The sequence below is a fragment of the Streptomyces sp. NPDC006458 genome (assembly GCF_040612135.1).
Taxonomy (GTDB): domain Bacteria; phylum Actinomycetota; class Actinomycetes; order Streptomycetales; family Streptomycetaceae; genus Streptomyces.
In genome coordinates this window covers 15,030-38,231 of sequence record NZ_JBEXPR010000040.1, presented here as the reverse complement: position 1 = coordinate 38,231, position 23,202 = coordinate 15,030, and the positions used below count along the sequence as shown (strand labels likewise).

Genomic DNA, 23,202 nt, shown 5'->3' with positions numbered 1-23,202 from the left:
GGATCGGTCCTCCGTGGCGGGGTCAGGGGCCGGAGAGCTCGCGGTCGATGAAGTCGAGCAGTTCCTCGGCGGTCGCGGCTTCGACGAGCGCCGTCACGTCCGCCTCGATGTCCGGGGAGGTGTCCTCCGGGGACGCCGGGGCGGTCGGGGCCTCGTCCGGCGGTACGAGTTCGGTGTCCAGGACGGCGACGAGTTCGGGCAGCGTCGGCGCCTCGAACAGCAGGGTGAGGGGGAGCTTGAGGCCGGTCGCCGTGTTGAGGCGGTTGCGGAACTCGACCGAGGTGAGCGAGTCGAACCCGAGGTCGCCGAACGGCCTGTCGTCCTCGATCGCCTCGGGACGGGAGCCCAGGACGGCGGCCATGTGGGTCCGGACCAGGTCGCCCAGGATCGCGGTGCGTTCGTCGGCGGTCAGGCCGGTCAGCTCGTCGCGCAGCGGGCGGTGCCGCCGGTGGTCGGGGACGGTCCCGGGACGCCCCGCTCCACCGGCCGCCGCGACCTCGCGCAGGACCGGAGAGAGGTCGGCACCGAGGTCGCGCAGGATCTCGCGGTCGAAGCGGGCGGGGGCGAGGACGGCGTGCGGAGACGGCAGTGCCGCCTCCAGCAGGGCCAGGCCGAGTTCGGGAGCCATCTCCACGAGGCCGGTCCGGGTGAAGCGGGCGCGGTCGGCTTCGGTGAGGGCGCCCATCATGCCGTCCGGGTCGTCCCACAGCCCCCAGTCCAGCGCGAGGGCGGGCAGGCCCTGGGTGCGGCGGTGCCGGGCGAGCGCGTCGAGGAACGCGTTGGCGGCGGTGTAGCCGCCCTGCCCGGCGCCGCCGAGCGTGCCCATGACGGACGAGACCAGGATGAACGCGGTCAGCGGCAGGCCCGCGGTCAGCTCGTGCAGATGCCAGGCACCGTCGGCCTTGACGCGCATCACCCGGTCGATCTGTTCGGGGGTGAGCGAGGTGATCGGCGCGTCGTCCACCACGCCCGCGGTGTGGATCACGGCGGTCAGCGGATACCGGCCGGGGACGGCCTCGATCATCGCGGCGACGGCGTCCCGGTCGGCGACGTCCACGGCCGCGAACCTCACCTCCGCGTCCAGTGCGGTCAGTTCCGCCTTCAGCTCGGCCGCTCCTGGCGCTTCGGCGCCGCGGCGTGCGGCCAACAGCAGCCGTCGTGCGCCGTGTTCGGTGACCAGGTGCCGGGCGACGGCCCGGCCGATGGCGCCGGTCCCGCCGGTGATCAGGATGGTTCCGTCGGTGTCGAAGGTCGGCGGGAGGGTGAGGACGACCTTGCCGACGTGGGCGCCCCGGCGCAGCAGCCCGAAGGCTTCCGGTGCGCGTCGTACGTCCATGTCGGTGACGGCGGGCCAGGTGAACGCCCCCTCGGCGAACAGCTCCACCGCTCGGTTCAGCAGGCGGGTGAGGTGCTCGGGCGGCAACTGCAGGAGGTTGAACGCCTGGTAGCGGACGCCGGGATGCGCGGCGGCCACCTCGGCGGGGTCGCGCGGGTCGGTCCGGCCCAGTTCGACCAGCAGCCCGCCGGGGCGCAGCAGCCGGAGCGACTCGTCGACGAGCTCACCGGTCAGCGAGTTCAGGACGAGCGCCATGCGCCGGCCGTTCGCGCCGAAGCGTTCGCCGAACCCGGGCTCGCGGGACGAGGCGAGGTGGTCGTCGTCGATGCCGAGGGCGCGCAGGGCGGGCCACTTGGCGGGGCCGGCGGTCGCGTAGACCTCCGCGCCAAGGTGCCGGGCCAGCTGGACGGCGGCCATCCCCACGCCGCCCGCCCCGGCATGGATCAGGACGGGGTCGCCCGCGCTCACCCCGGCCAGCTCGATCAGCGCGTGCAGGGCGGTCATATGGGCGACCGGCACGGCGGCGGCCCGGGTGAACGACCAACCCTCGGGGATTTCGACGAGCGTGCGGTGGTCGGCGTGCGCCACCGTGCCGAACGCGGCGGGGAAGAGGCCCATCACGCGGTCTCCGACGGCCGGGGCGGTGACACCGGGGCCGGTCGCGGTGACCACGCCCGCACCCTCCAGGCCGAGCGGGCCGGGGTCGCCGGGGTGCATGTCGAGCGCGCCCAGGACGTCGTGGAAGTTGAGCCCGGCGGCGCGGACCGCGATCCGGACCTGGCCGGGGCCGGGTTCGGCGGCGGCCTCGGGGCAGGGCCGTAGTTCCAGCGAGGTGAGGGTGCCGCGTTCGGGGATCTCCAGCCGCCAGGCGGGTGCGTCTTCGGGAAGCCGGAGCGCGGGTTCACCCGCCGCGGGCACCAGCCGGGGCACCAGGACCGCACCGTCGCGGACCGCCACCTGATGCTCGTCCGGCGTCAGCGCCGCGCCCGGAACCTCAAGGACGCCGGGATCGAGGTCCACCAGGACGAACCGGCCCGGATGCTCGACCTGGGCCGTCCGCACCAGGCCCCAGACCGCCGCCTGCGCGAGATCCCGGACGGTCTCACCGGGCCGGACGGCGACGGCCCCTCGCGTGACCAGCACCAGACGGGCCCCGGCGAGCCGCTCCTCGGCGAGCCAGCGGCCGAGCAGTTCCCGTGTGCGGCGGACCGCGTGCCTGGCCGCCGTCGCCGCGTCCGTACCGTGCTCACCGTCCTCACCGTCCTCACCGTCCTCACCGGCGAGGCAGGCCACGACGGCGTGCCCGGGTGCCTCGGCCGCCGCCTTCTCCAGGTGGAAGGCGTCCCAGGCAACCGGCACGTGTCCGGTCGGCGAGCCGGCCGTGGGCTCGGGCCGCGCCGCCCAGCCCAGCGCGAACAGGGAGCCGCGCGCCACGGTGGCGGGATCGGCCGGGTCGCCCGCCGAGACCGGGCGCAGTTCCACCGACTCGACCAGCCCCGCCGGGTCTCCCGAGGCATCGAGCAGGGTCAGGGACAGGCCCTCGTCCCCGGCGGCCGTCGCGTGCATCCGCAGCGACGCGCGGCCACCCCCGCCGAGCAGGGTCACTCCACGCCAGCGCAACGGCTGCGTGCGCTGTCCCTCCCGGCCCAGGGCTTCGGCGATCAGGCTGTGCAACGACGCGTCGAGCAGGGCGGGGTGCAGGTGGTGGGCCCCGGCGCCCACGGCCTCCGGCTCGGGCAGCACGGCCTCGGCGAACCGCTCGCCGTCGCGCCGCCAGGCGGCCCGCAGCCCCTGGAACACCGGCCCGTACTCGTACCCGTGCAGGGCGAGGTCGTCGTACACGCGGGTCAGCGGTACGGGCGTCGCGTCGGCGGGGGGCCACTCGGTGAGGGCCGGGAGTGTGGCGGGTGACGTGTCGGGGCCGAGCGTGCCGATGGCGTGCTCGGTCCACTCCCCGCCGGTCGCCCGGCCCGATATCCGGCAGGTCCGCAGCCCGTCGGCGTCCTCGCCCGAGACCCGGACGCGCAGGTCGACGGCGCCGTCCTCCGCGAGTTCCAGGAGCGTGGAGACCGTCAGTTCCTCGATCCGTGGCGTCCCGGCCCGCGCGCCCGCGTGCAGGGCCAGTTCCAGGAAGGCGGTGCCCGGTACGACGATCGTCCCCGAGAGGGCGTGGTCGGCGAGCCAGGGATGGGCGCGGGTCGACAGCCGCCCGGTGAACACCGTCTCGCCGTCGCCGAGTTCGACGGCCGCGGCGAGCAGGGGATGGCCGGCCGGGGCCTGGCCGAGGTCGGCCGTGCCGGACGGTCCGGCGGTGCCGGTGAGCCAGTAGCGACGGCGTCGGAACGGGTAGGCGGGCAGGTCGACGTGGCCGGCGGCTGTTCCCGTGAGCCGTTCCCACGCGACGGGCAGCCCCCGGACGTAGGCCTCGGCGGCCGAGGTGAGGAACCGGCGCAGGCCGCCGTCCTCGCGGCGCAGCGAACCGGTCACGATCCCGTCGGCACCGGCCTTCTCCAGGATCTGCCCGATGCTGCCGACCAGCACCGGGTGCGGGCCGACCTCGACGAACGTGGTGTGGCCGGACGCGATGAGCGCTTCGACCGCCTCCTGGAAGCGCACGGTGTGGCGCAGGTTCCGGAACCAGTACGACGCGTCCAGCTCGGCGCCTTCCTGCCAGTCGGCGGTGACCGAGGACATCAGCGCGATCTCGCCGGTGCGCGGTTCCAGGGGCGCCAGCTCGGCCAGGATCCTCTCGCGGATCGGTTCGACCGCCGGGCAGTGCGAGGCGAATGCCGCCGGGATGGCGCGGGCGTTGACGCCCTCGGCCCGGTAGGTGTCGACCAGTTCGGTGATCGCGTTAATGTCTCCTGCCACGGCGGTGGTGGCCGGTCCGTTGATCGCGGCGATGCTGAGCCTGCCGTCGGAAGCGGCGCTGCCCGGTGAGCCGTCGGTCGCGGCGCTGCCCGGTGAGCCGTCGGTCGCGGTGCTGCCCGGCGTGCCGAGCCGGTCCCGTACCCGCTCCGCGGGCAGCGGGATCACGGCCATCGTCCCCTTGCCCATCAGATCGATGGCCACGCTGCTGCGCAGCGCGATGGCGCGGGCGCCGTCGTCGAGGGAGAGCGCCCCGGCCACGACGGCGGCGGCGATCTCGCCCTGGGAGTGGCCGACCACGGCGTCCGGGACGACCCCGGCCGACCGCCACAGCTCGGCCAGCGACACCATCACGGCCCACAGCGCGGGCTGTACGACGTCGATCCGGTCGAGCAGGCCGGGCGCGCCGTCCAGGACGTCGGCGAACGACCAGTCGATGTACGGCGCGAGGGCCCGCTCGCACTCGGCCAGGCGGGCGGCGAAGACGGGGCTCTCGGCGGCGAGGGCCGCTGCCATGCCCTGCCACTGGCCGCCCTGTCCGGGGAAGACCAGGACGGTCCGGCCGGGTTCGCCCGCGCGGCCGGTGACGAGGCCGGGGACATCGCCGGCCGGGTCGGTGACACCACCGGTGGGGGTCTCGGCGCCGGCCAGGGCGTCCAGGGCCCGGTCGGTGTCGCGCCGGTCCGTGGCGATCACCACGGCACGTTCACCGAGGGAGGCCCTGGCGGCCAGGGCCGGTGCCGCGTCGATCGGGTCGAGCGGCCCGGCGGTCAGCGACCTGGCCCACTCGCGCAGCGCGTCGGCGGTCCGGGCCGACAGGACGACCGGCACCACGGGCGGACGTACCGGCTCCTCGGCGGGTGCGGTCTCGGCGGGCGGCTGCGTCAGGATCACATGCGCGTTGGTGCCGCTGATCCCGAACGAGGAGACGCCGCAGCGCCGGGGCTCGCCGGTGTCCGGCCAGGGGCGGGCCCGGTCGAGCAGGGTCACCGACCCGGCCGCCCAGTCCACGTGCGGGGACGGTTCGTCGACGTGCAGGGTGGCGGGCAGCGTCGCGTCGCGGATGGCCTGGACCATCTTGATGACGCCGCCGACACCGGCCGCGGCCTGCGCGTGTCCGATGTTGGACTTGAGGGACCCCAGCCACAACGGCCGGTCCCGGTCGTGCCCGTAGGCGGCGAGCAGGGCGTTGGCCTCGATCGGGTCGCCGAGGGCGGTGCCGGTACCGTGCGCCTCGACGGCGTCGACCTGACGCGGTGTGAGCCCGGCATCGGCGAGGGCGTCCGCGATGACGCGCCGCTGGGCGAGACCGCTCGGCGCGGAGAGCCCGTTGGAGGCGCCGTCGGAGTTGATGGCGCTGCCCGCGACGACCGCCAGTACGGGGTGGCCGTGGTGGCGGGCCCGCGAGAGCCGTTCGACCACGAGCATGCCCGCGCCCTCGCCCCACCCGGTGCCGTCCGCCCGGGCGGAGAAGGCCTTGCAGCGGCCGTCGGCGGCCAGCACCCGCTGCCGGGAGAGCTCCACGAACATGCCGGGGGTCGCCATGACCGTGACTCCGCCGGCCAGGGCGAGCGAGCATTCCCCGCTCCGCACCGCCCGCACCGCCTGGTGCAGCGCGACCAACGACGCCGAGCAGGCGGTGTCGACGGTCAGCGCGGGGCCGTTCAGGCCGAGGACGTAGGCGATCCGCCCGGAGATCACGCTCGCGCTGGTGCCGGTCAGCAGGTGTCCGGCGACTCCGTGCCCGGCCGTTTCCATGCTCGGTCCGTAGCCGGAGTGCATCGCGCCGGCGAACACGCCCGTCCGGCTGCCCTGAAGCGTGGTGGGATCGATCCCGGCGCGTTCCAGCGCCTCCCAGGCGACTTCCAGCAGGAGGCGTTGCTGCGGGTCCATGGCGAGGGCTTCGCGCGGGCTGATCCCGAAGAACTCCGCGTCGAAGTCCGTCGCGTCCCGCACGAAGCCGCCCTGGCGGACGTAGGAGGTCCCGATCCGTTCCGGATCCGGGTGGTGGAGCGCCGCGAGGTCCCAGCCGCGGTCGTCGGGGAAGTCGCCGATGGCGTCGGTTCCGGTGGCGACGAGGTGCCACAGGTCGTCGGGGGAGCGCACTCCGCCCGGGTACCGGCAGGCCATGCCGACGATGACCACGGGGTCGTCCTCTTCGGCCTCGGCCCGCGCGAGCACGGGCGCCGGGGAGCCGTCGGGCGATGCCTTCGGAGAACCGCCGCCGGGCGTGGCCGCCTTCAGCTCGTCGAGCGCCACGGCCAGGGCGGCCGGGCTCGGACGGTCGTACAGCAGTGTGCTCTCCAGGTCGAGCCCCGTCGCGGTCGACAGCCGGTCGCGCAGTTCGAGTGTCATGGCCGAGTCGAGGCCCATCTCGCGGAACGTCCGGCGGGGCCGGACGTCGTCGGCCGACCCGGCGCCGAGGACGACCGCCGTGAGGCTCCGGACGAGCTCCAGCGACGCGGGGGCTCCGGTCGGCGCCGAGGCCGCACCCGCGGCCGGGGCCGCGTCCGTGACCGGGGCCGCGTCCGTGACCGGGGCCGTGACCGGGGACACGTCCGTGGCCGGGGCCGGGGCCGCGTCCGGGCCCCATGCCGTGGCCACGGCCGGGATCCTTGCCGCCGGGGCGATCGCGTCGGGCGTCTCCCCGCCGCTCCCGGGTGTCCCAGGCATTCCGGCCGGCCAGCAGGACCGGCGCTGGAACGGATAGGTCGGCAGGTCGGTCAGCGGCGCCGAAGCGGGCAGCAGCGCGGCCCAGTCGACCGCGACGCCGTGCACGAAGGCATCGGCCGCCGCCGTGAGGAAGCGGTGACGGTCCCCGCGGCCGCGCCGCAGCGTGCTCAGCACGGCGCCGTCCCCGCCGTGCGTGTCGATCGACTGCCGGATGCCCATCGCCAGCACCGGATGCGGGCTGACCTCCAGGAACGTCGAGTGGCCGGTGTTCAGCAGCTGCTCGACGGCCGGACCGAACCGCACCGGCTCGCGCAGGTTGCGGAACCAGTACCCGGGGTCCAGCTCGGCGGTGTCGAGGGGTGTGCCGGTGACGGTCGAGTGGAAGGGCACGTCCGTGGAGCGCGGGGTGATCCCGGCGAGGGCGGTGAGCAGTTCCTCCCGCAGTTCCTCGACGTCCGCGCTGTGCGAGGCGTAGTCGACCGCGACCCGCCGGGTCCGCACCTCCTGCCCGTAGTGGGCGGTCAGCGCGTCGAGCGCGGCGGCCGGGCCCGCGACGACGGTGTGCGCGGGGCCGTTGACCGCGGCGACGGACAGCGAAGGCGCGACCGCCGCGAGGTCCCGTCCCACCTGCTCGGACGGGAGTTCCACCGACAGCATCCCGCCACGGCCCGCGATCCGGTGCAGCATCCGGCTGCGCAGCGCCACGATCCGCGCGCCGTCCCCGAGCGACAGGGCGCCCACGGCGGTCGCGGCGGCGATCTCGCCCTGCGAATGGGCCACCACGGCGGCGGGCTCCACCCCGGCCGAGCGCCACAGCGCGGCCAGCGACACCATCACCGCCCACAGCGCGGGCTGGATCACCTCGTCGCTCTCCAGCGCCGGGGCACCGGGGACTTCGCGCAGGACATCGGTCAACGACCAGTCCACGTACGGGCGGAGAGCGTCCGCGCAGGCTCCGATCCGGTCGGCGAAGACCGGGGAGGTCCCGATCAGCTCCGCCGCCATGCCCGCCCATTGCGAACCCTGACCGGGGAAGACGAAGACGGGCCGGACCGGCGGCCCCTCGTGGCGGCCCTCCACCACGGCCGCGGAGGGCCGGCCGGCGGACGCGGCCGCCAGCCCGGCGAGGAAGCCGTCCCGGTCGTCGGCGACGACCACGGCGCGGTGTTCGAAGGTGGTGCGAGTGACGGCCAGCGACCGGCCCACCGAGGCCACGCCGCCTTCCGGGCTCTCACGCAGGTGAACGCGCAGCCGTTCGGCCTGCTCACGCAGGGCGGGTTCGTCCCGCCCGGACAGGACCCAGGGCAGCGCCCCGGCATCGCCCTCAACACCGGCCGCGGGCTCGCCCTCAACACCGGCCGCGGGCTCTGTCTCCGGCCAACTGGAGAGAATCACATGGCAGTTGGTGCCGCCGATACCGAAGGAGCTGACTCCCGCGAACAGGGGCCGCCGCGACGACGGCCAGGGCCGGGTCTCGGTGTTCACCCGCAGACGCAGCTCGTCGAGGGGGATGCGCTCACCGGGCTCGGAGTGGTTCAGGCTGGGGACGAGTTCGCCTTCGCCGACGCACAGGACGGCCTTGATGAACCCGGCGATACCGGCCGCGCCCTCCAGGTGACCGATGTTCGTCTTCACCGAACCGACCAGCAGCGGGGCGTCCTTCGTGCGGCCCGAGCCCAGCGTCGCACCGAGCGCGGCGGCCTCGATCGGGTCGCCGACCCGCGTGCCCGACCCGTGCAGTTCGACGTAGCCGACCTCGCCCGGCTCGACGCCCGCGTCGGCACAGGCGGCGCGGAGCACCCGCTCCTGCGCGGCGCGGCCCGGCGTCGGGAGCGTCTCGGTCGCACCGTCGTTGTTCAGGGCGCTGCCGCGGATCACGGCGTGCACGCGGTCGCCGTCCCGGACCGCGGCTTCCAGGAGCTTGAGGACGACGACTCCGCCGCCCTCGCCGCGGACGTAGCCGTTCGCGCGGGCGTCGAAGGTGTAGCAGCGCCCGTCCGGTGACAGCGCCCCGGCCCGTTCCAGGGCGAGGGTGCTCTCCGGGGCGAGGATCAGGTTCACCCCGCCGGCCAGAGCCAGTTCCGACTCACCGGCCCGCAGGCTCGCGCAGGCCAGGTGCACAGCGGTCAGCGACGACGACTGCCCGGTGTCCACCACCAGGCTCGGCCCGTTCAGGCCCAGCGCGTAGGAGATCCGGTTGGCGACGACACCCCGCTGCGACCCCGTCAGCGTGTGCCCGGTCACCGCGTCGGGGCCCAGGCCGCGCAGCAGCGTCGCGTAGTCGTCGGCGATCACCCCGAGGAACACGCCCGTCCGGCTGTCGGCGAGGCCGCCCGGCAGTGTCCGGGCGTTCTCCAGGGCCTCCCAGGCCAGTTCCAGGGCAAGCCGCTGCTGCGGGTCCATGGCCACGGCTTCACGCTGCGAGATGCCGAAGAAGTCGGGATCGAACGCGTCCACCCGATCGAGGAATCCGCCACGCTCCGGACCCCGGCCGGCCCGCCGGCCGGTGATCGCGTCACCGCCACCGCGCAGCAGACGCCAGAACGCGCCCGGCCCGTTCGCCTCCGGAAACCGGCAGCCCATCCCGATGACCGCCACCGCATGTGACGGAACGTCACGCAGTCCCTGACCAGCAATGTCCATCGTTCATGCCCCCGCAGCGAACCCCAGACAATCAGATATCGAGCGACTATAAGATGCCTTATGGTCATCGTCAAACGGGATCTCCGCACCCCGCATCGAAACACGCCACGCCGTGACCGGAAAGCGACACGGTTGCAAACATAAGATCTCTTATATAGAGTAGGTACCGAATCATCATCCCCGAGTAGAGGGTTGCAAGTTCCATGACACTGCCTGCCAAGCAGCTCGGCACGAGCGCGATGACCATCAGCCGCACCGGCTTCGGGGCCTGGGCCATCGGTGGTGGGGGCTGGTATTACGCCTGGGGGTCCCAGGACGACGACGCCTCGATCGCCGCCATCCGCCACGCGATCGAGGCCGGCGTCAACTGGATCGACACCGCCGCCGTCTACGGTCTGGGCCACTCCGAGGAGGTCATCGCCAAGGCCGTCGCCGCCTTCCCCGAGGCCGACCGCCCCTACGTGTTCACCAAGTGCGGCCTGGTCTGGGACGAGAACGACCCGTCCGCGGCCCCGCGCAACTCCATGAGCCCCGCCAGCGTCCGCCGCGAGGTCGAGGGCTCCCTGCGCCGCCTGAACGTCGAGAGCATCGACCTGTACCAGGTGCACTGGCCCGACACCGGCGGCGAGGCCCTCGACTACAACGACCCGCAGAGCCAGGTCGCCGGCGGTACGCCGCTGGAGGAGTACTGGCAGGTCATGGCCGACCTCAAGACCGAGGGCAAGGTCCGCGCCATCGGCCTGTCCAACCACTCGGCCGAGCAGGTCGCCGCCGCCGAGCGCGTCGCCCACGTGGACGTCGTCCAGCCGCCCTTCTCGGCGATCAGCCGTGGGGCCGCCGACCTCATCGCGCAGGCGGAGGCGGCGGGCACCGGCGTCATCGTGTACTCGCCCATGCAGTCGGGCCTGCTGACCGGGGCGTTCACCAAGGAGCGCGCGGCCGCCCTGCCGGACGACGACTGGCGCAAGAGCCACCCGGACTTCACCACCGGGCTGGACGCCAACCTCGCTCTCGCGAACGCCCTCGTCCCGGTGGCCGAGCGGCACGGCGTCTCCCCCGGCGCCGTCGCCGTCGCCTGGGCGCTGGCCTGGCCCGGCATCAACGGCGCCATCGTCGGTGCCCGCACCCCGGAGCAGGTGGACGGCACGATCGCCGCCTCGACGCTGAAGCTGTCGGTCACCGACTTCGAGGAGATCACCCACGCGATCCGGACCACCGGCGCCGGCGAGGGCCCGGTCACCCCGGCCTGAGCCGCCCCCGGCCGGGGGCCGCCCGACTCCTGCTGGTCCCGGGCGGCCCCCACCCTGACTGCCCAGAGCCGGACTTCAAGGGTCTTCGGTCCCTTGAGGTCCGGCTCTGTCCGTGGTCCGCGCGGGCCGTCGCACTCCGGTCGAGGGGGCGGGACCGCGACGGTACGCCCCCCGATGGCCGGGACCGCCTCGCCGGTCAGCCCCCGATGACCCAGAACAGACCGACGCCACCCACGTAGGCGCCGTACTCCTGCTTGAGCCCGAACAGGTTCGGAGACGACCGCTCCCGCCACGGCCCGCACATCGCCGCGCCCGCGCCGCACCGTCCACCCGGCCCAGCCCAGCAACGGCCCTCCGGCCGGCCCCGCCGCCGCCCACACGACGGCGGTGCCGAGGCCCCCGGAGCCGAAGGTGTCGCCGAGCGCGGAGGTCAGGTAGTAGCCGGCGCAGGTGAGCAGCATCGTCAGCGGCCCGCACCGGACAGCGAGCGTCCGGGACCGGATCAGCGCACCCGCCGCCGCGGTCCAGACGATCCACGTGGACACCGAGTTGGTCGCCTGCTCCAGCAGCGGAGTCGTCCCGTGCGGGCCGGGTGTACTCGAAGGGGCCTTCCGCCGCGACTCACTCACCCTGGCCGTGCGCCCACCGCGACCGCGGCGATCTGATTCGGTCGCCGAACTCGGGGCATCCGCTCTGTTGTCGATCCGAGGGGTCGACGTGCGACGTCGCGACACGAGGCGTCGACCTGCGAAGTCGATCCGGGACATCAAGGTGTCGAGAGATCGAGGCGTCGAGGCGTCGAGGCGTCGAGACGCTCAGGCGCCGGGGTGCCGAGTCGCCGATGCGAGAGGAGTGACGCACATGACCGTGGCCGGTACGCCGACCGCTGCGGCGAGACGCGCGGCCCGAGGAGACGCCGTGCGCGCGGCAGCCCGCGCCGGCTTCGTGGGACGCGGCGCCCTCTACCTGCTCATCGGGGTGCTCGCGGTACGCATCGGCCTGACGGGCGCACGCGAGCAGGCCGACCGGGGCGGGGCGCTGGCGGAGGTCGCCTCGGCGCCCCTCGGAGCCGTCCTCTTGTGGGCTCTCGGCGCGGGTCTGGCCGGGATGGCCCTGTGGCGGCTGTCGGAGGCCCTGTTCGGTGCAGCCGGGCCGAAGGGCGACCGCAAGGCCAAGCGCCTCATGGCAGCCGCCCGGTTCGCCTTCTACGGCATCACGTCCTTTCTCGTACTGTCCTTCGCGGCGGGCGACCGGGGCAGCGGTGCGGGCTCGACCGACCGGCAGAGCCAGGACATCACCAGCCGGCTCCTGGGCCTTCCGGGCGGGCCGTGGTGGACCGGGGCGTTGGCCGCCGGTGTCATCGGGGCGGGGGTGTGGATCGGGGGCCGTGCCGCGCTGCGCAAGTACCGCGAGCATCTGACCTGGGCCCGCTTGTCGAAACGGCGGCAGCGCCTCATGGACGTGACGGGCATCGCCGGTGGTGTCAGCCGCGGGCTCGTCCTCTGCGCTGTCGGATTCTTCGGCGCGAAGGCCGCCGTCACGTTCGATCCGGCCGAGGCGAAGGGGATGGACGACGCGATCCGCTCGTTCGCGCACACCCCGGCCGGACCCTGGCTGCTGGTCGCGGTGGCGGCCGGCCTGGTGCTGTTCGGTGTGTTCTCCTTCGGCCAGGCCGCTTGGCGCAAGGTCTGAACGGCGTCCTGCGGACGGCACGCACATCAGCTCGGCCCAAGGTCTGAACGGTGTCCCGCGGACGGCACGCACATCAGCTCCGCCCAAGGTCCGAACCGCGCCCAGCGGACTGCACGCACATCAGCTCCGCCCAAGGTCCGAACCGCGCCCAGCGGACTGCACGCACGTCAGCTCGGCCCAAGGTCCGAACCGCGCCCGGCGGACGGCACGCACCCCCTGCGCGGGAGACCTCCGACCCGCGCCCGCGCCTCACCGAGACCGCTGCGCGCCGCCTTCCGTTCCGCGGTGGCCCGGTCCGGCCGCGTAGGCCAGCGGCGGGGCGATCGCCTGCGCGTCCGCGCCCTCGCCGACCCAGAGCGAGATGAACAGCGCGGCGGTCGCCTCCAGCAGACCCGCCTGGTGGAGTCCCCCGCCGGCCACGGGTTCACAGCCGGTGTCCCGCACCAGCTCCCGTACCCGCGCGAGCGCCGACGCGTCGTCCCCGCAGACCGGCACGGCCAGGGGGCGTCCGTCGAAGACGGGAGGCCGCATGCGCCAGACGTCCTCGTGGCAGAGGTTGAACGCCTTGACCACCCGAACTCCCGGCGCCGCCACGGCCAGTTGCTGTGCGGCCGAGGGCCCGCCTTCCGTCAGCAGCCGGAAGCCGGGCCCGACCGGGTTGGAGCAGTCGAGCAGCACCTTGCCGTCGAGGACCGCCCGAAGTTGTCGTACGACGTCCGCTCCCGCGCCGAACGGCAGTGCGGCCAGCACCACTTGGCCGGACTCGGCGGCCGAGCGCAGGCCGCCGGCTCGCGCGCCGTCGCCGATACGAGCCGCGAGCCGCTCCGCCTTGAGCGGATCCCGTCCACCGATGGTCACCTCGTGCCCGGCCCGCGCCCAGTGGGTGCCGAGCGCGTCGGCCATGCTGCCGGTTCCCAGTACGCCGATCCTCATCACGTTCCTCCGTGCCTGCTTCGACTGTTCGCAACGACGCTAGACAGCCGCTCAGGCACCATTCGGTACGTGACCACCGACTCATTTCTCGCGGACTGCCGCGCCCGCCTCGCCTTCGACCTGCTCTCCAACACCTGGAACGCCGTGGTGCTCTGGGCACTGCGCGACGGCCCGAGACGCCCGGTAGAACTGCGGGAACGGATCGGTGGCATCAGTTCCAAGGTCCTCACCGAGACATTGCGGCGGCTGCGGTTCAACGGACTCGTCGAACGGCACACACCCCCCGGCACACCGACCCGCGTCGAGTACCGGCTCACTCCCCTGGGCCGCACCCTGCTGGCACCCATCGACGCCGTCGGCGCATGGGCCTTCGAGCACGGCGACGAGGTCATGGCGGCCCAGGAGGCGGCCGAGAACTCATGAAGCGCGCCGGGGCAGCTTCCAGCCGGGGCGCGGGAAGTGGCAGGTGTAGCCGTCGGGGTAGCGCTCCAGGTAGTCCTGGTGCTCCGGCTCCGCCTGCCAGAAGTCACCCAGCGGCTCCACCTCGGTGACCACCTTTCCGGGCCACAGTCCGCTGGCCTCGACATCGCCGATGGTGTCGAGCGCCTCACGTCGCTGCTCGTCGTCGGCGTAGTAGATCGCGGAACGGTAGCTGCGGCCGATGTCGTTGCCCTGCCGGTCCCTGGTGGTGGGGTCGTGGATCTGGAAGAAGAACTCCAGCACGTCGCGGTAGGTGGTCGCCGCGGGGTCGTAGAGCACCTCGATGGCTTCGGCGTGGTCACCGTGGTCGCGGTAGGTGGCGTGCGGGGTGTCACCCCCGGTGTAGCCGACTCGTGTGGCGACCACGCCCGGCTGCCTGCGGACGAGGTCCTGCATTCCCCAGAAACAGCCGCCCGCCAGCACGGCTTTCGCGGTCCGGTCCGACATGTCGCACTCCAGGGGTCGGCGGTACGGGTCACCGTGCCGCACTTGGTGTTCGGAACAATTCGACTGGTGTCCCGTAGCGTAGTCGCCCGCTCGGGGGCACACTCGGCCATGGCCTGCGAGGACGGTCGACCACACCCACGGGGGATATCGGCCAGGACTCTGAGCACGACCGCGTCGTCATCCGTACTATCGCTGACACATGACTGTGCGGTAGTAACTAGTACAGCTCATACAGCACCAGGAAGAAGAGCGATGGCGTTAGACATCGCATATGTCTCGGGCTCACCGACCGCTGGCCGTGGCGCCCAGGAAGGGCGGGAACAGCATGTCCGAATCGCTACTTGGAACCACTGATGTGGCCTCTCAGTACGGCGCTCAGGTGGCCGGCGACCTTGAGCGCAACGTCAAGGAGCAGGAGCGACTGAGCGGTGAGATCGACGCTCTCCAGACGCAGTTGGCAGCTCTGCGCAGCGCGCACGCCATTCTGGTGAACCTCCAGACGGTCCTGACCGACGACCGGCAGAAGGTCACACCGGCGTCGCCCGAACCCAACGCGAAGGTGCCCACGCCCCGCGGCGGGGCCGCGTCCGCTCCGGCCGTGACCGAGCGGAAGAAGAAGCAGGCACCGGCCACCCCGCGCAAGCGGACGGCTTCGAACACGACCCCGAAGACCAAGGCGGCCCCGAACACCAAGGCGAGCACCACCACCAAGAGCGCCGCACCGACGTCGGACACACCGTCGGCCGCTCCCAAGCTCGTCGACCTTGTCCGCGACCACCTGACCGCGCAGAGCGAGCCGCGCTCCGCCGCCGAGGTCACCGCCGCGCTGGAGCAGTCGCAGCCCGAGCGCAGCATCAAGACCACGGTCGTGCGCTCCACGCTCGAAGGGCTCGTGGCCAGGAACCAGGCTCAGCGCAGCAAGCAGGGCTCGTCCGTCTACTACACCGCCTCCGACACGGCCGACGCAGCCGTGTCGGCCGAGCAGGCCACGCAGGACGAACAGGCCGCGCAGCAGGCCGACTGACGAGCCTCAGACCGGCGCGGGCGGGCACGGACGGGTGACCGGGACGGGCGGCCCGAGGGCACAGCAAGCGCGTGCCCCCGGGCCACAGCCCGTCACAGTGTCACAAGCTTGTGCGCAGACGGCTCCCACTGGGTGTGAGCGGATGAAATCGCCGCTCACATGGGGCACGATCACCGGGACATTCCGATTCCCGGGGGGCTCCTCATGGCATACGCAACTCGTGCACGCCGTACCAGCGCCGTATTCGCCGCTGTCTCGCTCGGCCTCGTGGCGCTGACCGCGTGCGACGGCGACACCGAGGAGGGCTCGGCCGCTCCCAGCGCGTCGGCGAGCACGCCCGCCGCGGGAGACACGGGCTCAGCGACGCCCTCGACGGCCGACCCGGGTGACGGTGGCACGGAAGGCGGTGACACGACCGGCGGGAGCTCGTCCGGCGGCGGTGGCGGCACCGCCTCGCCGTCGGAGCCCGGATCCGACGACGACCAGGACGGCGGCGTGGGCATGTGTGAGACGACCGACCTGGCCTACGTCGTCACCGTCGCCTCCAAGCCCGTCAACCACGCCCTGCTCACCGCGACCAACAAGGGCAGCGACCCCTGTCTGCTGCCGGCCAACGAACTGGTGCTCACCATCCCGACGCTCGACGGCGCCGCCGGGCACATGGGTCCCGACGGCAAGGACTGGATCCTCAAGACCGGGGAGAGCGCCTACGCCGGAATCCTGTTCTCGCACGCCGACACCGCGGGCGGCAAGAGCGCCGACAAGGTGGAGATCGCCCTCACGGCCTCCGAGAGCCCCACGACGGTACCGATCGGCAACGGCCCCGTCACCGTCAACGACCCCGAGGTCACCACCTTCTTCGGCACCGCCGAGGACGCGCTCACGTACTGATCGGCCGGCCCTGGGCGGCAGTGCCGTCCAGGGCGTACACACTCACGGGCGGGATGCGATCGGCGTTCCGCTCATTACCGGCCCCGGGACGTCTCGTCCAACTCCCCGGCCACCACGTCTCATCCGCGCTCACGGAAGTACCGCTCCAGCTCCGCCGCCCCCTCGTGGACGAGTTGAGGTGCAGTCCGAAGGACCGTCCGCCCTTGGCTGCACAGCCTGCCAGGGCCGGTCGTTGACACGGTCTGCGGGACCGTGGTCGCGGGCACGGCGTGGTTCCTCCACCGGGATCCGCGCCGACCGCGCGGCGCGGCCTACCATCAGCGCGACCAAGGACTACCCGGCGGTCGTCAAGTACCGCAACGAACTGCCGACCAGACACATGTTCCAGTTCGTCATCGACGCCATTCGCGACGGGGACCCGCAGCTCACTCCGATCGCTCCGCCTCCGTACGAGAGTCATCCGCCCTTTCCCCCGGACGTGAACGTGTGGAACGTCGTGCACCAGCACGGTGGTTTCACCGCACCGCAGTCCGACGGCATGCCGCTGCACTCCTTCAGTCCGGACGGCATCCACGCGGAGGCGTACACCACGCTGGACCCGGACCGGGTCGCGCCCAACGAGGCGATCTGTGCCTACACCAACCACGAACAGTCGAGCATGCTCTGGTACCACGACCACGGCATGGGAATGACCAGCGTCAACGTCTACGCGGGCCTCGCCGGTCTGTACCTCGTCCGCGACCCCGCCGACCGTCAACTCGGGCTCCCGAGCGGCGAGTACGAGGTCCCCCTCATCCTCCAGGACCGGACCTTCCACCCGGACGGCTCGCTCGCCTACACCATGACCCTTCAGGAGGGCGAGGACACCCCGGTCGTCAACGGGAAGGCGTACCCCTTCCTGGCGGTCGAGCCGCGGCGTTACCGGCTGCGCGTTCTCAACGCGTCCAACGAGCGCTTCTTCCGGCTGAGGTTCGACGTTCCCAGGGACGTACTGCTCCAGCCTCAGCTGCCGTTCCATCTGATCGGCACGGACGGCGGCTTCCGCGCTCCGCTGCCGATGCTGAACTTCCTGATCGGGCCCGCCGAACGGTACGACCTGATCGTCGACTTCAGCCAGATGCCCATGGGCACGAAGATCCAGCTCACGAACTACAACGCGCCGGTCCACTTCCCCGGCGGCGGCGGACCGGAGATCTCGGAGGTCATGGAGTTCCAGGTCACCAAACGGCTGTCCGGAGGCCCGGACAGGACGACGCCGCCCACGAAGCTGAACCTGTCGGCGGTCCCGCCCGTCGAGGTGACCCCGAACACCCGCCGGCGGCAATGGGTCCTGTACCAGCACCAGCTCTTCAGCACCATGACGCTCAACGCGGTGCCCTTCATGGAGCCGTCCCAGGACTTCGTCGAAGAGGGCTCGACCGAGATCTGGGAGTACGTCAACCCCAACCACGACGCCCATCCGATGCATGTCCACCTCGTCAACTTCCAGGTGCTGAACAGGCAGCCGATGGACGCGGCCGGCTACCAGACGGACTACGAGAAGTGGATCGACGGCGGCCGCAGGGCGGAGGACTACCCGGTGCTGGAGAACTACCTCACCGGTCCCCCGATTCCGCCGGACCCGGACGAGGCGCACTCCCTCAAGGACACGTTCAGGTCCTATCCGGAGACGGTGACCAGAATCGCCATCGGAGAGTTCACCCCGCCGACGGAAGAGATCGCGTCGATCCCGGGAAGCGCCGCCGAACTCCCGGCGGAGTACGTCCACCACTGCCACATCCTCGAACACGAGGACGACGACCTGATGCGCCCATGGACGATCGTCGCCAAGGGTTCCTCCGCCGCCGGCGGCCAGAGCGAGGGCGGCCAGGGCCACGGTCACTGACGACCCGGGCACGGGTGCCGGTCCGCGCCGCGACCGAGGGGCCTGACCGGCACCGACTCCCAGAGCCAACTCCTGTGCGGGGCAATCCCAGAGCCAACTGCTGTGCAGGGCAAGGGAGTCGCCTCAGATCCTGTCGATCCGCCAGGCGACCATGCCGGTGGCTCCCGGGTTCCCGTCGACGTCGATGCGCAGGGGCTTGCTCGGGGTGACGCGCTGCTGCGCGACAGCGCCGTCGCACAGCACGACGGCCCGTATTCGTGAACCTGCCGCCTACGCGAAGTCGTACACCGCGAAGTAGGCGATCGGGACGTAGCCGAGGCGTCGGTAGAGGGCGTTGCTGGTGGGGTTGGCCGCGTTGGTGAACAGGACGACGTCCGTGGCGCCCGCGGCCAGTGCGGCGCGGCTCACCTCCACCGTCACGGCACCGGCGTAGCCGCGACCGCGCAGGTGGGCCGGGGTGTAGACGGGGTCCACCCGGATCTGGCCGCCGACCATCGGGTTCACGCCCGCCATGGAGACGGGTGTTCCGTCGGGGGTCTCCCAGAAGGTGTAGCGCTTCTCGGCGAAGCGGGTGCCGGACCAGGAATCGGCGTCGATGGTGACGGTCTCTCCGACGTCCGATGCGAACTCGCGGCACCAGCGCATGAGGTGTTCGTGGTCCTGATCGCCCAGGCGTCGGCCCTGTCCCTCGGGGAACGGCTCCTGCGGGGTGAGCGTGCCGAGGCGGTGCAGACACAGCCGGACGCGGAGGCTGGTCGTCACGCCGGTGTGCCGCTGCCAGGCCTCGGCGAAGGCGACGGCGGTGTCGTGGTCCGCGCTGACGTAGGGAACGGTGTGCCCGAGAGCCAGCAGACGGGCGGCGAGGGTGTCCGCCTGCTCGGGCGTGAGCGCGGTGACGCTCAGTCCGCGGCCCGGGAGGCGGTAGAAGGCGGCGTTGACCTCTCCCGCCCGCTCCAGCCGGCCGAACAGGACGGGTCCGGGACCGTACGCCCGCGTCCCCTCCGTGCGCATCTTCTCGGTCGTCGTCAGCTGCGTGGTGTGCAGGGCGGGGCGTGAGCGCAGGAAGGCTCCGGCTCCGGCGAGGAAGTCGTCGAGGTCTTCGGTCAGGTGGCAGTCGTCCGGGCGCATCGCCGCATGATCCCTCACGGACCCGGCCGCGGGGAAGGCGGATTCCGGTCGGCGCGCGGGCCGAACCTGTGCCGCGCTCGGCTGACATTCCGCGGCGCGTGGAGGGACGCGACGGGACCCACTGAGCCCGGGGGCGGCCGGACTCCGTCACTCGGTCTCCCCTCCGGCGGCGTGCCGCAGGCCCGTGAGTTTGTCCGGGTTGACCTGGAAGCGGATGTGCCGCACACGGCCGTCGACGATGTCGTAGGTCAGGGCGCCGATCGGGATGCCGCCGAGGGCGACCAACAGGCCGAGTTCGCCGTTGAGTGCCGCCGGTGTCGTCCGGGCCCCGGCGGAGCTGGGCTTGGCCATCGCGCCGAGCAGCCAGCGCGCCACGTGGTCGGGGCCGTGCAGGGGGCGGCGGGCGGCGGTGACCTTGCCGCCGCCGTCGTTCCACAACGTGACGTCGGGGGCCAGGAGTTCCATCAGGGCGTTGAGGTCTCCGCCGTCCGCCGCGGCGAGGAACTTCTCCGTGACCCGCTCGCGTACGGCCGCGTCGGTGTCGCCGTGGGGGCGGCGGGACTGGACGTGGTTACGGGCGCGGTGCGCGATCTGACGTACCGTCGCCTCGGGGCGGTCGATGAAGCCGGCGATCTCGGCGTACGCGTAGCCGAACACCTCGCGCAGGACGAAGACCGCGCGTTCGGCCGGGCTCAGGGTCTCCAGCACGACCAGCATGGCGGTCGAGACGGTGTCGGCCATCTCGGCCTCCTGGGCGGCGTTGGGGGCGGTGAGCAGGGGTTCGGGGAGCCAGGGGCCGACGTAGGTCTCGCGGGTCGCCCGGGCGGAGGTGAGCCGGTTCAGCGACAGGTTGGTGACAGTGCGTACCAGGTAGGACCGGGGGTGCCGGACGGTGTCCCGGTCGACGGCGTGCCACTTCAGCCAGGCGTCCTGCAGCACGTCCTCGGCGTCGGTGACGGTGCCCAGCATCTGGTAGGCGGTGCCGAACAGCAGGCGGCGGTGTTCGATGAAGGGGTCGGCCGCGGGGGCGGTCGGCCGGGCGGTGTCACGGTCGCCCGGCCGCGGGGCGCTCTCGTTCGCGCGGGGTTCGTTGTCCATGATCCAGATCGTTCTCAGGGGCGGGCGGGCGAGGCAAGGGGCGTGTGGGGTCCCCGGGGGCTCAGCCGGTGGTGCGCGTGGCCCGGCCGCCCTTCGACAGCGTCACCACCACGTTCATCCTGCGGCTCAGCTTCATGAACGGCACCGGGCTGCCGCTCACGCTCTCCTTGTACATGACCGCCGCGCGCCCCTTCAGGTACCAGCGCTTCGGGGTGTCGTCGGCGTGGGTGAACTGGATGACCGCGTCCTTGCGGCCGAGGCTGACCGGCTGGTGGAAGTAGCCGAACCGGAACGGCTTCACCGTCCTGCCGAGCAGTCGGCGGGTGATGGCGTCCGCGGCGTAGGCGGCGGTGGGCAGGCCGCTCTGACAGGTGCCGTGGATCCGGCCCCAAGCCTGCCGCACCGCGGCCGCGTCGCCGATCGCGTAGATCTCCGGGTGGGAGACCGAGCGCAGCGTCGGGTCGGTGACGATCAGTCCGTGTGTGTCGGTGGCGATGCCGGACTCGGCGGCCAGCGGGGACACGCGCACCCCGGCGGTCCACAGGGTGAGGTCGGACCGCATGTGTTCACCGCTGCTGAGCCGGACGGCGTCGGGCAGCACCTTCGTCACCCGCACGCCCGCCTTGCGGACGACGCCGAGCCGGTCCAGCGCACGCGTCAAGTGCGCCCTGGCCCGCGCCCCCATCATGGCGCCGGGTTCGGAGGAACTGATCAAGGTGACCGTCACCCCCGGGTGGCTCTCGGCGATCTCGGTGGCCGCCTCGATGCCGGTGAGCCCGCCGCCGGCCACGGTGACCGCGCCTCCGGCGGCGGCCGACTCGGTCAGACGCCGCGCGAAACGGTGCGCGGCCCGTGGGTCGTCCAGCGTCCAGGCGTGCTCGGCGACGCCCGGCACGCGGGTCGCTTCGGTGGTGCTGCCGAGTGCGTAGACCAGCGTGTCGTAGTGCAGCACCGCGCCGTCGTCCAGCGTCACCCGCCGGTCCTCGGGGTCGATCGACGCGGCCGCCGCGCGGCGGAACTCCACGCCGGTACCGGCGAGAACCTCGGGAATCCGGTGATCGGCCAGCTTCCGGCCTGCGGCGATCTGGTGTATGCGCAGCCGTTCGGTGAACCGCTCCGACGGGTTGACCAGCGTGATCCGCACCTTCTGCCTGCGGGTGCGGTGGGCCAGCCGGGCGGTGGCCATCAGGCCGGTGTAGCCGGCGCCGAGGACGACGATCTCGTGGTGTGCGGGGGCGTTCATCGTGGGCTCCAGAGGGCGGCGTGGATGCGAGGTCACCCATGGGACAAAGCACGGTGCCGATCCGTGACAGCCCTCGATGTGGCGCCGGTCACACACTGCTCGGCGACCCGGGCCGACGACCGACGGCAGGGCGTGAGGTCGCGCCCGGCTCCCCTCACCGCACCAGCACACTCGGGTCACCGCATCATCGCCCCCCGGGTCACCGCATCATCGCCCCCCGGGTCACCGCATCACCGCGCCCGGGTCACCGCATCACCGCGCCCGGCGAGGAAGTCCGCTGATGCGCTCGACCCGGCTCCCCGGCTTCCCCGACGGTCCCGGTTAGCCTGCACCCGCGTGTGAAGGACAGGAGGCAGAGGTGGCCGTACCGACGTTGGCCGAGGTGATGGCCGAGCTGGCCGGGCTGGAGGATCCGAAGGCTCGCGCGGTGAACGAGCGACACGGCGACGACCACGGTGTGAACCTCGGCAAGCTGCGCGCGCTCGCCAAGCGGCTCAAGACGCAGCAGGAGCTCGCGCGGACCTGGGCGCGGGTTCGTTCGGTAGCGGCCGTCAGCTGGACGATGGTCAGGCTGGCCGGGCGGGCCTCGAGCAGGGCACTCAGGATCGCTTCGGCGTGGACGTGAGCGGGGACGCCCCGCCCCATCCCCTACTTACCCGAGCCCTTCAGCAGCCTGGTGAGCTGCTCGTCCAGGTCGACCTCGCCGCGGGTGACGGCTTTTGCGATCCAGTCGGCCGCGGCCCGCACCCTCGCCAGACCCCGGTCGATCGTGTCGCGTTCGGCATCGTCGTACTGCTCGCCTTTCAAGTTCGGCACGATCCTGCCGGCCGTGGCCACGAACTGCGCGCAGGCCGCGACCAGGTCCATGAACTGCGCGCTGTGTTCCATACGCCGCAACTGCGGGGCGGCTTCCTGGTGCGCGAACTGGGCCTGCTGGCGGAACCGGTCGAACTGTGCTTCGTTGACGGCGTGCCGAGCAGTGTCATCAGCCATTGCCTTCGAGGCGATCGCGGGACGGCGCAGGAAGTCGGTGGTCACCACCGCGGCGACCGCGTCGTCGGTGGCCAGATCATGGAGCGCCTCGACCTTCTCCTGGACGCTCTCAGGGGTGTCGACCTTCCAGCCCACCACCCGTTTCGCGCTGTCGTGCGTCCAGCGGGGCGGACCGCCACGCGGGTGGGGCGGGGGGTTGTCGACCGCCTCGAACCGCTCTGATTCGTCCGGGATGCTGGCGAGGATCTTGTGGATGGTGTGGGAGACGTCCGCCCCGCCGGCGTTCCGTCGGCCAGCGTGAGGACACCCACCGGTAGCTGCGGACCGTCATATAGGCCAGTCCGACGTCCTCGGCGAACATGCGTAGCGCCTCGCTGACGGTGAACAGGTCGTCCCTCCCGGCGGGGTTGGCGTCCCCGTGCGGTCGCATCGGCTCGATCTCCATGGCTGCATCCCCGAGACGCCACTGGGCACTGCTCATCGTGGCCACCCAGTCGCGCCCCAGCTTGACCAGTTCGTCGTAGCGATCCCGGCTCACGCTGCCGATCATCTCGGGCATCCGGACACCACCCCCCACGGGCTCGGGCGCGACACCAGTCCATGCCGCCAACTCGCCCT

At 72.5% G+C, this 23,202-nt stretch carries 13 protein-coding genes and 2 pseudogenes; 7 read left to right on the top strand and 8 right to left on the bottom strand.

Annotated elements, in window-relative coordinates:
* Positions 1 to 22: 22 nt before the first annotated feature.
* Positions 23 to 9,475 carry an SDR family NAD(P)-dependent oxidoreductase gene (locus ABZZ79_RS35645; RefSeq protein ID WP_356696100.1) on the bottom strand — a complete coding sequence of 3,151 codons (9,453 nt, stop codon included), beginning with the start codon at positions 9,473 to 9,475 and terminating at the stop codon, positions 23 to 25.
* Positions 9,476 to 9,723: 248 nt separating this feature from the next.
* Here ABZZ79_RS35645 and ABZZ79_RS35640 point away from each other — a divergent pair, with 248 nt between their 5' ends.
* Positions 9,724 to 10,770: an aldo/keto reductase gene (locus ABZZ79_RS35640; protein WP_356696098.1), complete on the top strand. Its 1,047-nt coding sequence runs from the start codon at positions 9,724 to 9,726 to the stop codon at positions 10,768 to 10,770.
* A 284-nt stretch (positions 10,771 to 11,054) separates the two neighbouring features.
* Here the strand turns inward: ABZZ79_RS35640 and ABZZ79_RS35635 are convergent.
* Positions 11,055 to 11,537: pseudogene (locus tag ABZZ79_RS35635) on the bottom strand (DUF6518 family protein); the annotation flags it as partial.
* A 94-nt stretch (positions 11,538 to 11,631) separates the two neighbouring features.
* Between ABZZ79_RS35635 and ABZZ79_RS35630 the strand changes: the two are divergent.
* On the top strand, positions 11,632 to 12,462 hold the full coding sequence (locus ABZZ79_RS35630) for a DUF1206 domain-containing protein (protein ID WP_356696096.1): 831 nt from the start codon (positions 11,632 to 11,634) through the stop codon (positions 12,460 to 12,462).
* A gap of 249 nt (positions 12,463 to 12,711) precedes the next feature.
* Here the strand turns inward: ABZZ79_RS35630 and ABZZ79_RS35625 are convergent, their stop codons facing one another.
* Entirely contained in the window at positions 12,712 to 13,395 is a 684-nt protein-coding gene (locus ABZZ79_RS35625; RefSeq protein ID WP_356696094.1) for an NAD(P)-binding domain-containing protein, read from the bottom strand.
* Positions 13,396 to 13,464: 69 nt separating this feature from the next.
* Between ABZZ79_RS35625 and ABZZ79_RS35620 the strand changes: the two genes are divergently transcribed.
* Positions 13,465 to 13,818 (top strand): helix-turn-helix domain-containing protein, encoded by a 354-nt coding sequence (locus ABZZ79_RS35620; RefSeq protein ID WP_356696092.1) that lies wholly within the window; start codon positions 13,465 to 13,467, stop codon positions 13,816 to 13,818.
* Here the strand turns inward: ABZZ79_RS35620 and msrA are convergent.
* On the bottom strand, positions 13,813 to 14,322 hold the full coding sequence (msrA, locus tag ABZZ79_RS35615; RefSeq protein ID WP_356696090.1) for a peptide-methionine (S)-S-oxide reductase MsrA: 510 nt from the start codon (positions 14,320 to 14,322) through the stop codon (positions 13,813 to 13,815). The genes ABZZ79_RS35620 and msrA overlap by 6 nt on opposite strands.
* A 379-nt stretch (positions 14,323 to 14,701) precedes the next feature.
* On the opposite strand from msrA, the gene ABZZ79_RS35610 reads away from it, so the two are divergent.
* The 3 genes from ABZZ79_RS35610 to ABZZ79_RS35600 all read left to right on the top strand — a co-directional run bounded on the left by ABZZ79_RS35610 (position 14,702) and on the right by ABZZ79_RS35600 (position 18,122).
* Positions 14,702 to 15,346 (top strand): hypothetical protein, encoded by a 645-nt coding sequence (locus ABZZ79_RS35610; protein WP_356696088.1) that lies wholly within the window; start codon positions 14,702 to 14,704, stop codon positions 15,344 to 15,346.
* A gap of 204 nt (positions 15,347 to 15,550) precedes the next feature.
* Positions 15,551 to 16,237 (top strand): DUF4232 domain-containing protein, encoded by a 687-nt coding sequence (locus ABZZ79_RS35605; protein WP_356696086.1) that lies wholly within the window; start codon positions 15,551 to 15,553, stop codon positions 16,235 to 16,237.
* Between the two features lie 232 nt (positions 16,238 to 16,469).
* Entirely contained in the window at positions 16,470 to 18,122 is a 1,653-nt protein-coding gene (locus ABZZ79_RS35600) for a multicopper oxidase domain-containing protein (protein ID WP_356696084.1), read from the top strand.
* 270 nt (positions 18,123 to 18,392) lie between these two features.
* Here ABZZ79_RS35600 and ABZZ79_RS35595 read toward each other — a convergent pair whose 3' ends face one another.
* The 3 genes from ABZZ79_RS35595 to ABZZ79_RS35585 all read right to left on the bottom strand — a co-directional run bounded on the left by ABZZ79_RS35595 (position 18,393) and on the right by ABZZ79_RS35585 (position 21,591).
* Positions 18,393 to 19,250, bottom strand: a complete 858-nt coding sequence (locus ABZZ79_RS35595; RefSeq protein WP_356696082.1) for a GNAT family N-acetyltransferase — start codon at positions 19,248 to 19,250, stop codon at positions 18,393 to 18,395.
* A 147-nt stretch (positions 19,251 to 19,397) separates the two neighbouring features.
* A complete protein-coding gene (locus ABZZ79_RS35590) occupies positions 19,398 to 20,348 on the bottom strand; it encodes an RNA polymerase sigma-70 factor (protein WP_356696080.1) in 951 nt (316 codons plus the stop codon).
* A gap of 61 nt (positions 20,349 to 20,409) precedes the next feature.
* On the bottom strand, positions 20,410 to 21,591 hold the full coding sequence (locus tag ABZZ79_RS35585; RefSeq protein WP_356696078.1) for an FAD-dependent oxidoreductase: 1,182 nt from the start codon (positions 21,589 to 21,591) through the stop codon (positions 20,410 to 20,412).
* A 385-nt stretch (positions 21,592 to 21,976) separates the two neighbouring features.
* On the opposite strand from ABZZ79_RS35585, the pseudogene ABZZ79_RS35580 reads away from it, so the two are divergent.
* A pseudogene (locus tag ABZZ79_RS35580) lies at positions 21,977 to 22,111 on the top strand (DNA alkylation repair protein); the annotation flags it as partial.
* A 128-nt stretch (positions 22,112 to 22,239) separates the two neighbouring features.
* On the opposite strand, the gene ABZZ79_RS35575 reads toward ABZZ79_RS35580, so the two are convergent.
* Positions 22,240 to 22,818 carry a DUF6192 family protein gene (locus ABZZ79_RS35575; protein ID WP_356696122.1) on the bottom strand — a complete coding sequence of 193 codons (579 nt, stop codon included), beginning with the start codon at positions 22,816 to 22,818 and terminating at the stop codon, positions 22,240 to 22,242.
* Positions 22,819 to 23,202: the final 384 nt, after the last annotated feature.

Excerpts from the sequence above, each read along its gene's own strand:
- ABZZ79_RS35640 (WP_356696098.1), top strand. The coding sequence starts at position 9,724 with ATGACACTGCCTGCCAAGCAGCTCGGCACGAGCGCGATGACCATCAGC.
- ABZZ79_RS35630 (WP_356696096.1), top strand. The coding sequence starts at position 11,632 with ATGACCGTGGCCGGTACGCCGACCGCTGCGGCGAGACGCGCGGCCCGA.
- ABZZ79_RS35625 (WP_356696094.1), bottom strand. The coding sequence starts at position 13,395 with ATGAGGATCGGCGTACTGGGAACCGGCAGCATGGCCGACGCGCTCGGC.
- msrA (WP_356696090.1), bottom strand. The coding sequence starts at position 14,322 with ATGTCGGACCGGACCGCGAAAGCCGTGCTGGCGGGCGGCTGTTTCTGG.
- ABZZ79_RS35605 (WP_356696086.1), top strand. The coding sequence starts at position 15,551 with ATGGCATACGCAACTCGTGCACGCCGTACCAGCGCCGTATTCGCCGCT.
- ABZZ79_RS35595 (WP_356696082.1), bottom strand. The coding sequence starts at position 19,250 with ATGCGCCCGGACGACTGCCACCTGACCGAAGACCTCGACGACTTCCTC.
- ABZZ79_RS35590 (WP_356696080.1), bottom strand. The coding sequence starts at position 20,348 with ATGGACAACGAACCCCGCGCGAACGAGAGCGCCCCGCGGCCGGGCGAC.
- ABZZ79_RS35585 (WP_356696078.1), bottom strand. The coding sequence starts at position 21,591 with ATGAACGCCCCCGCACACCACGAGATCGTCGTCCTCGGCGCCGGCTAC.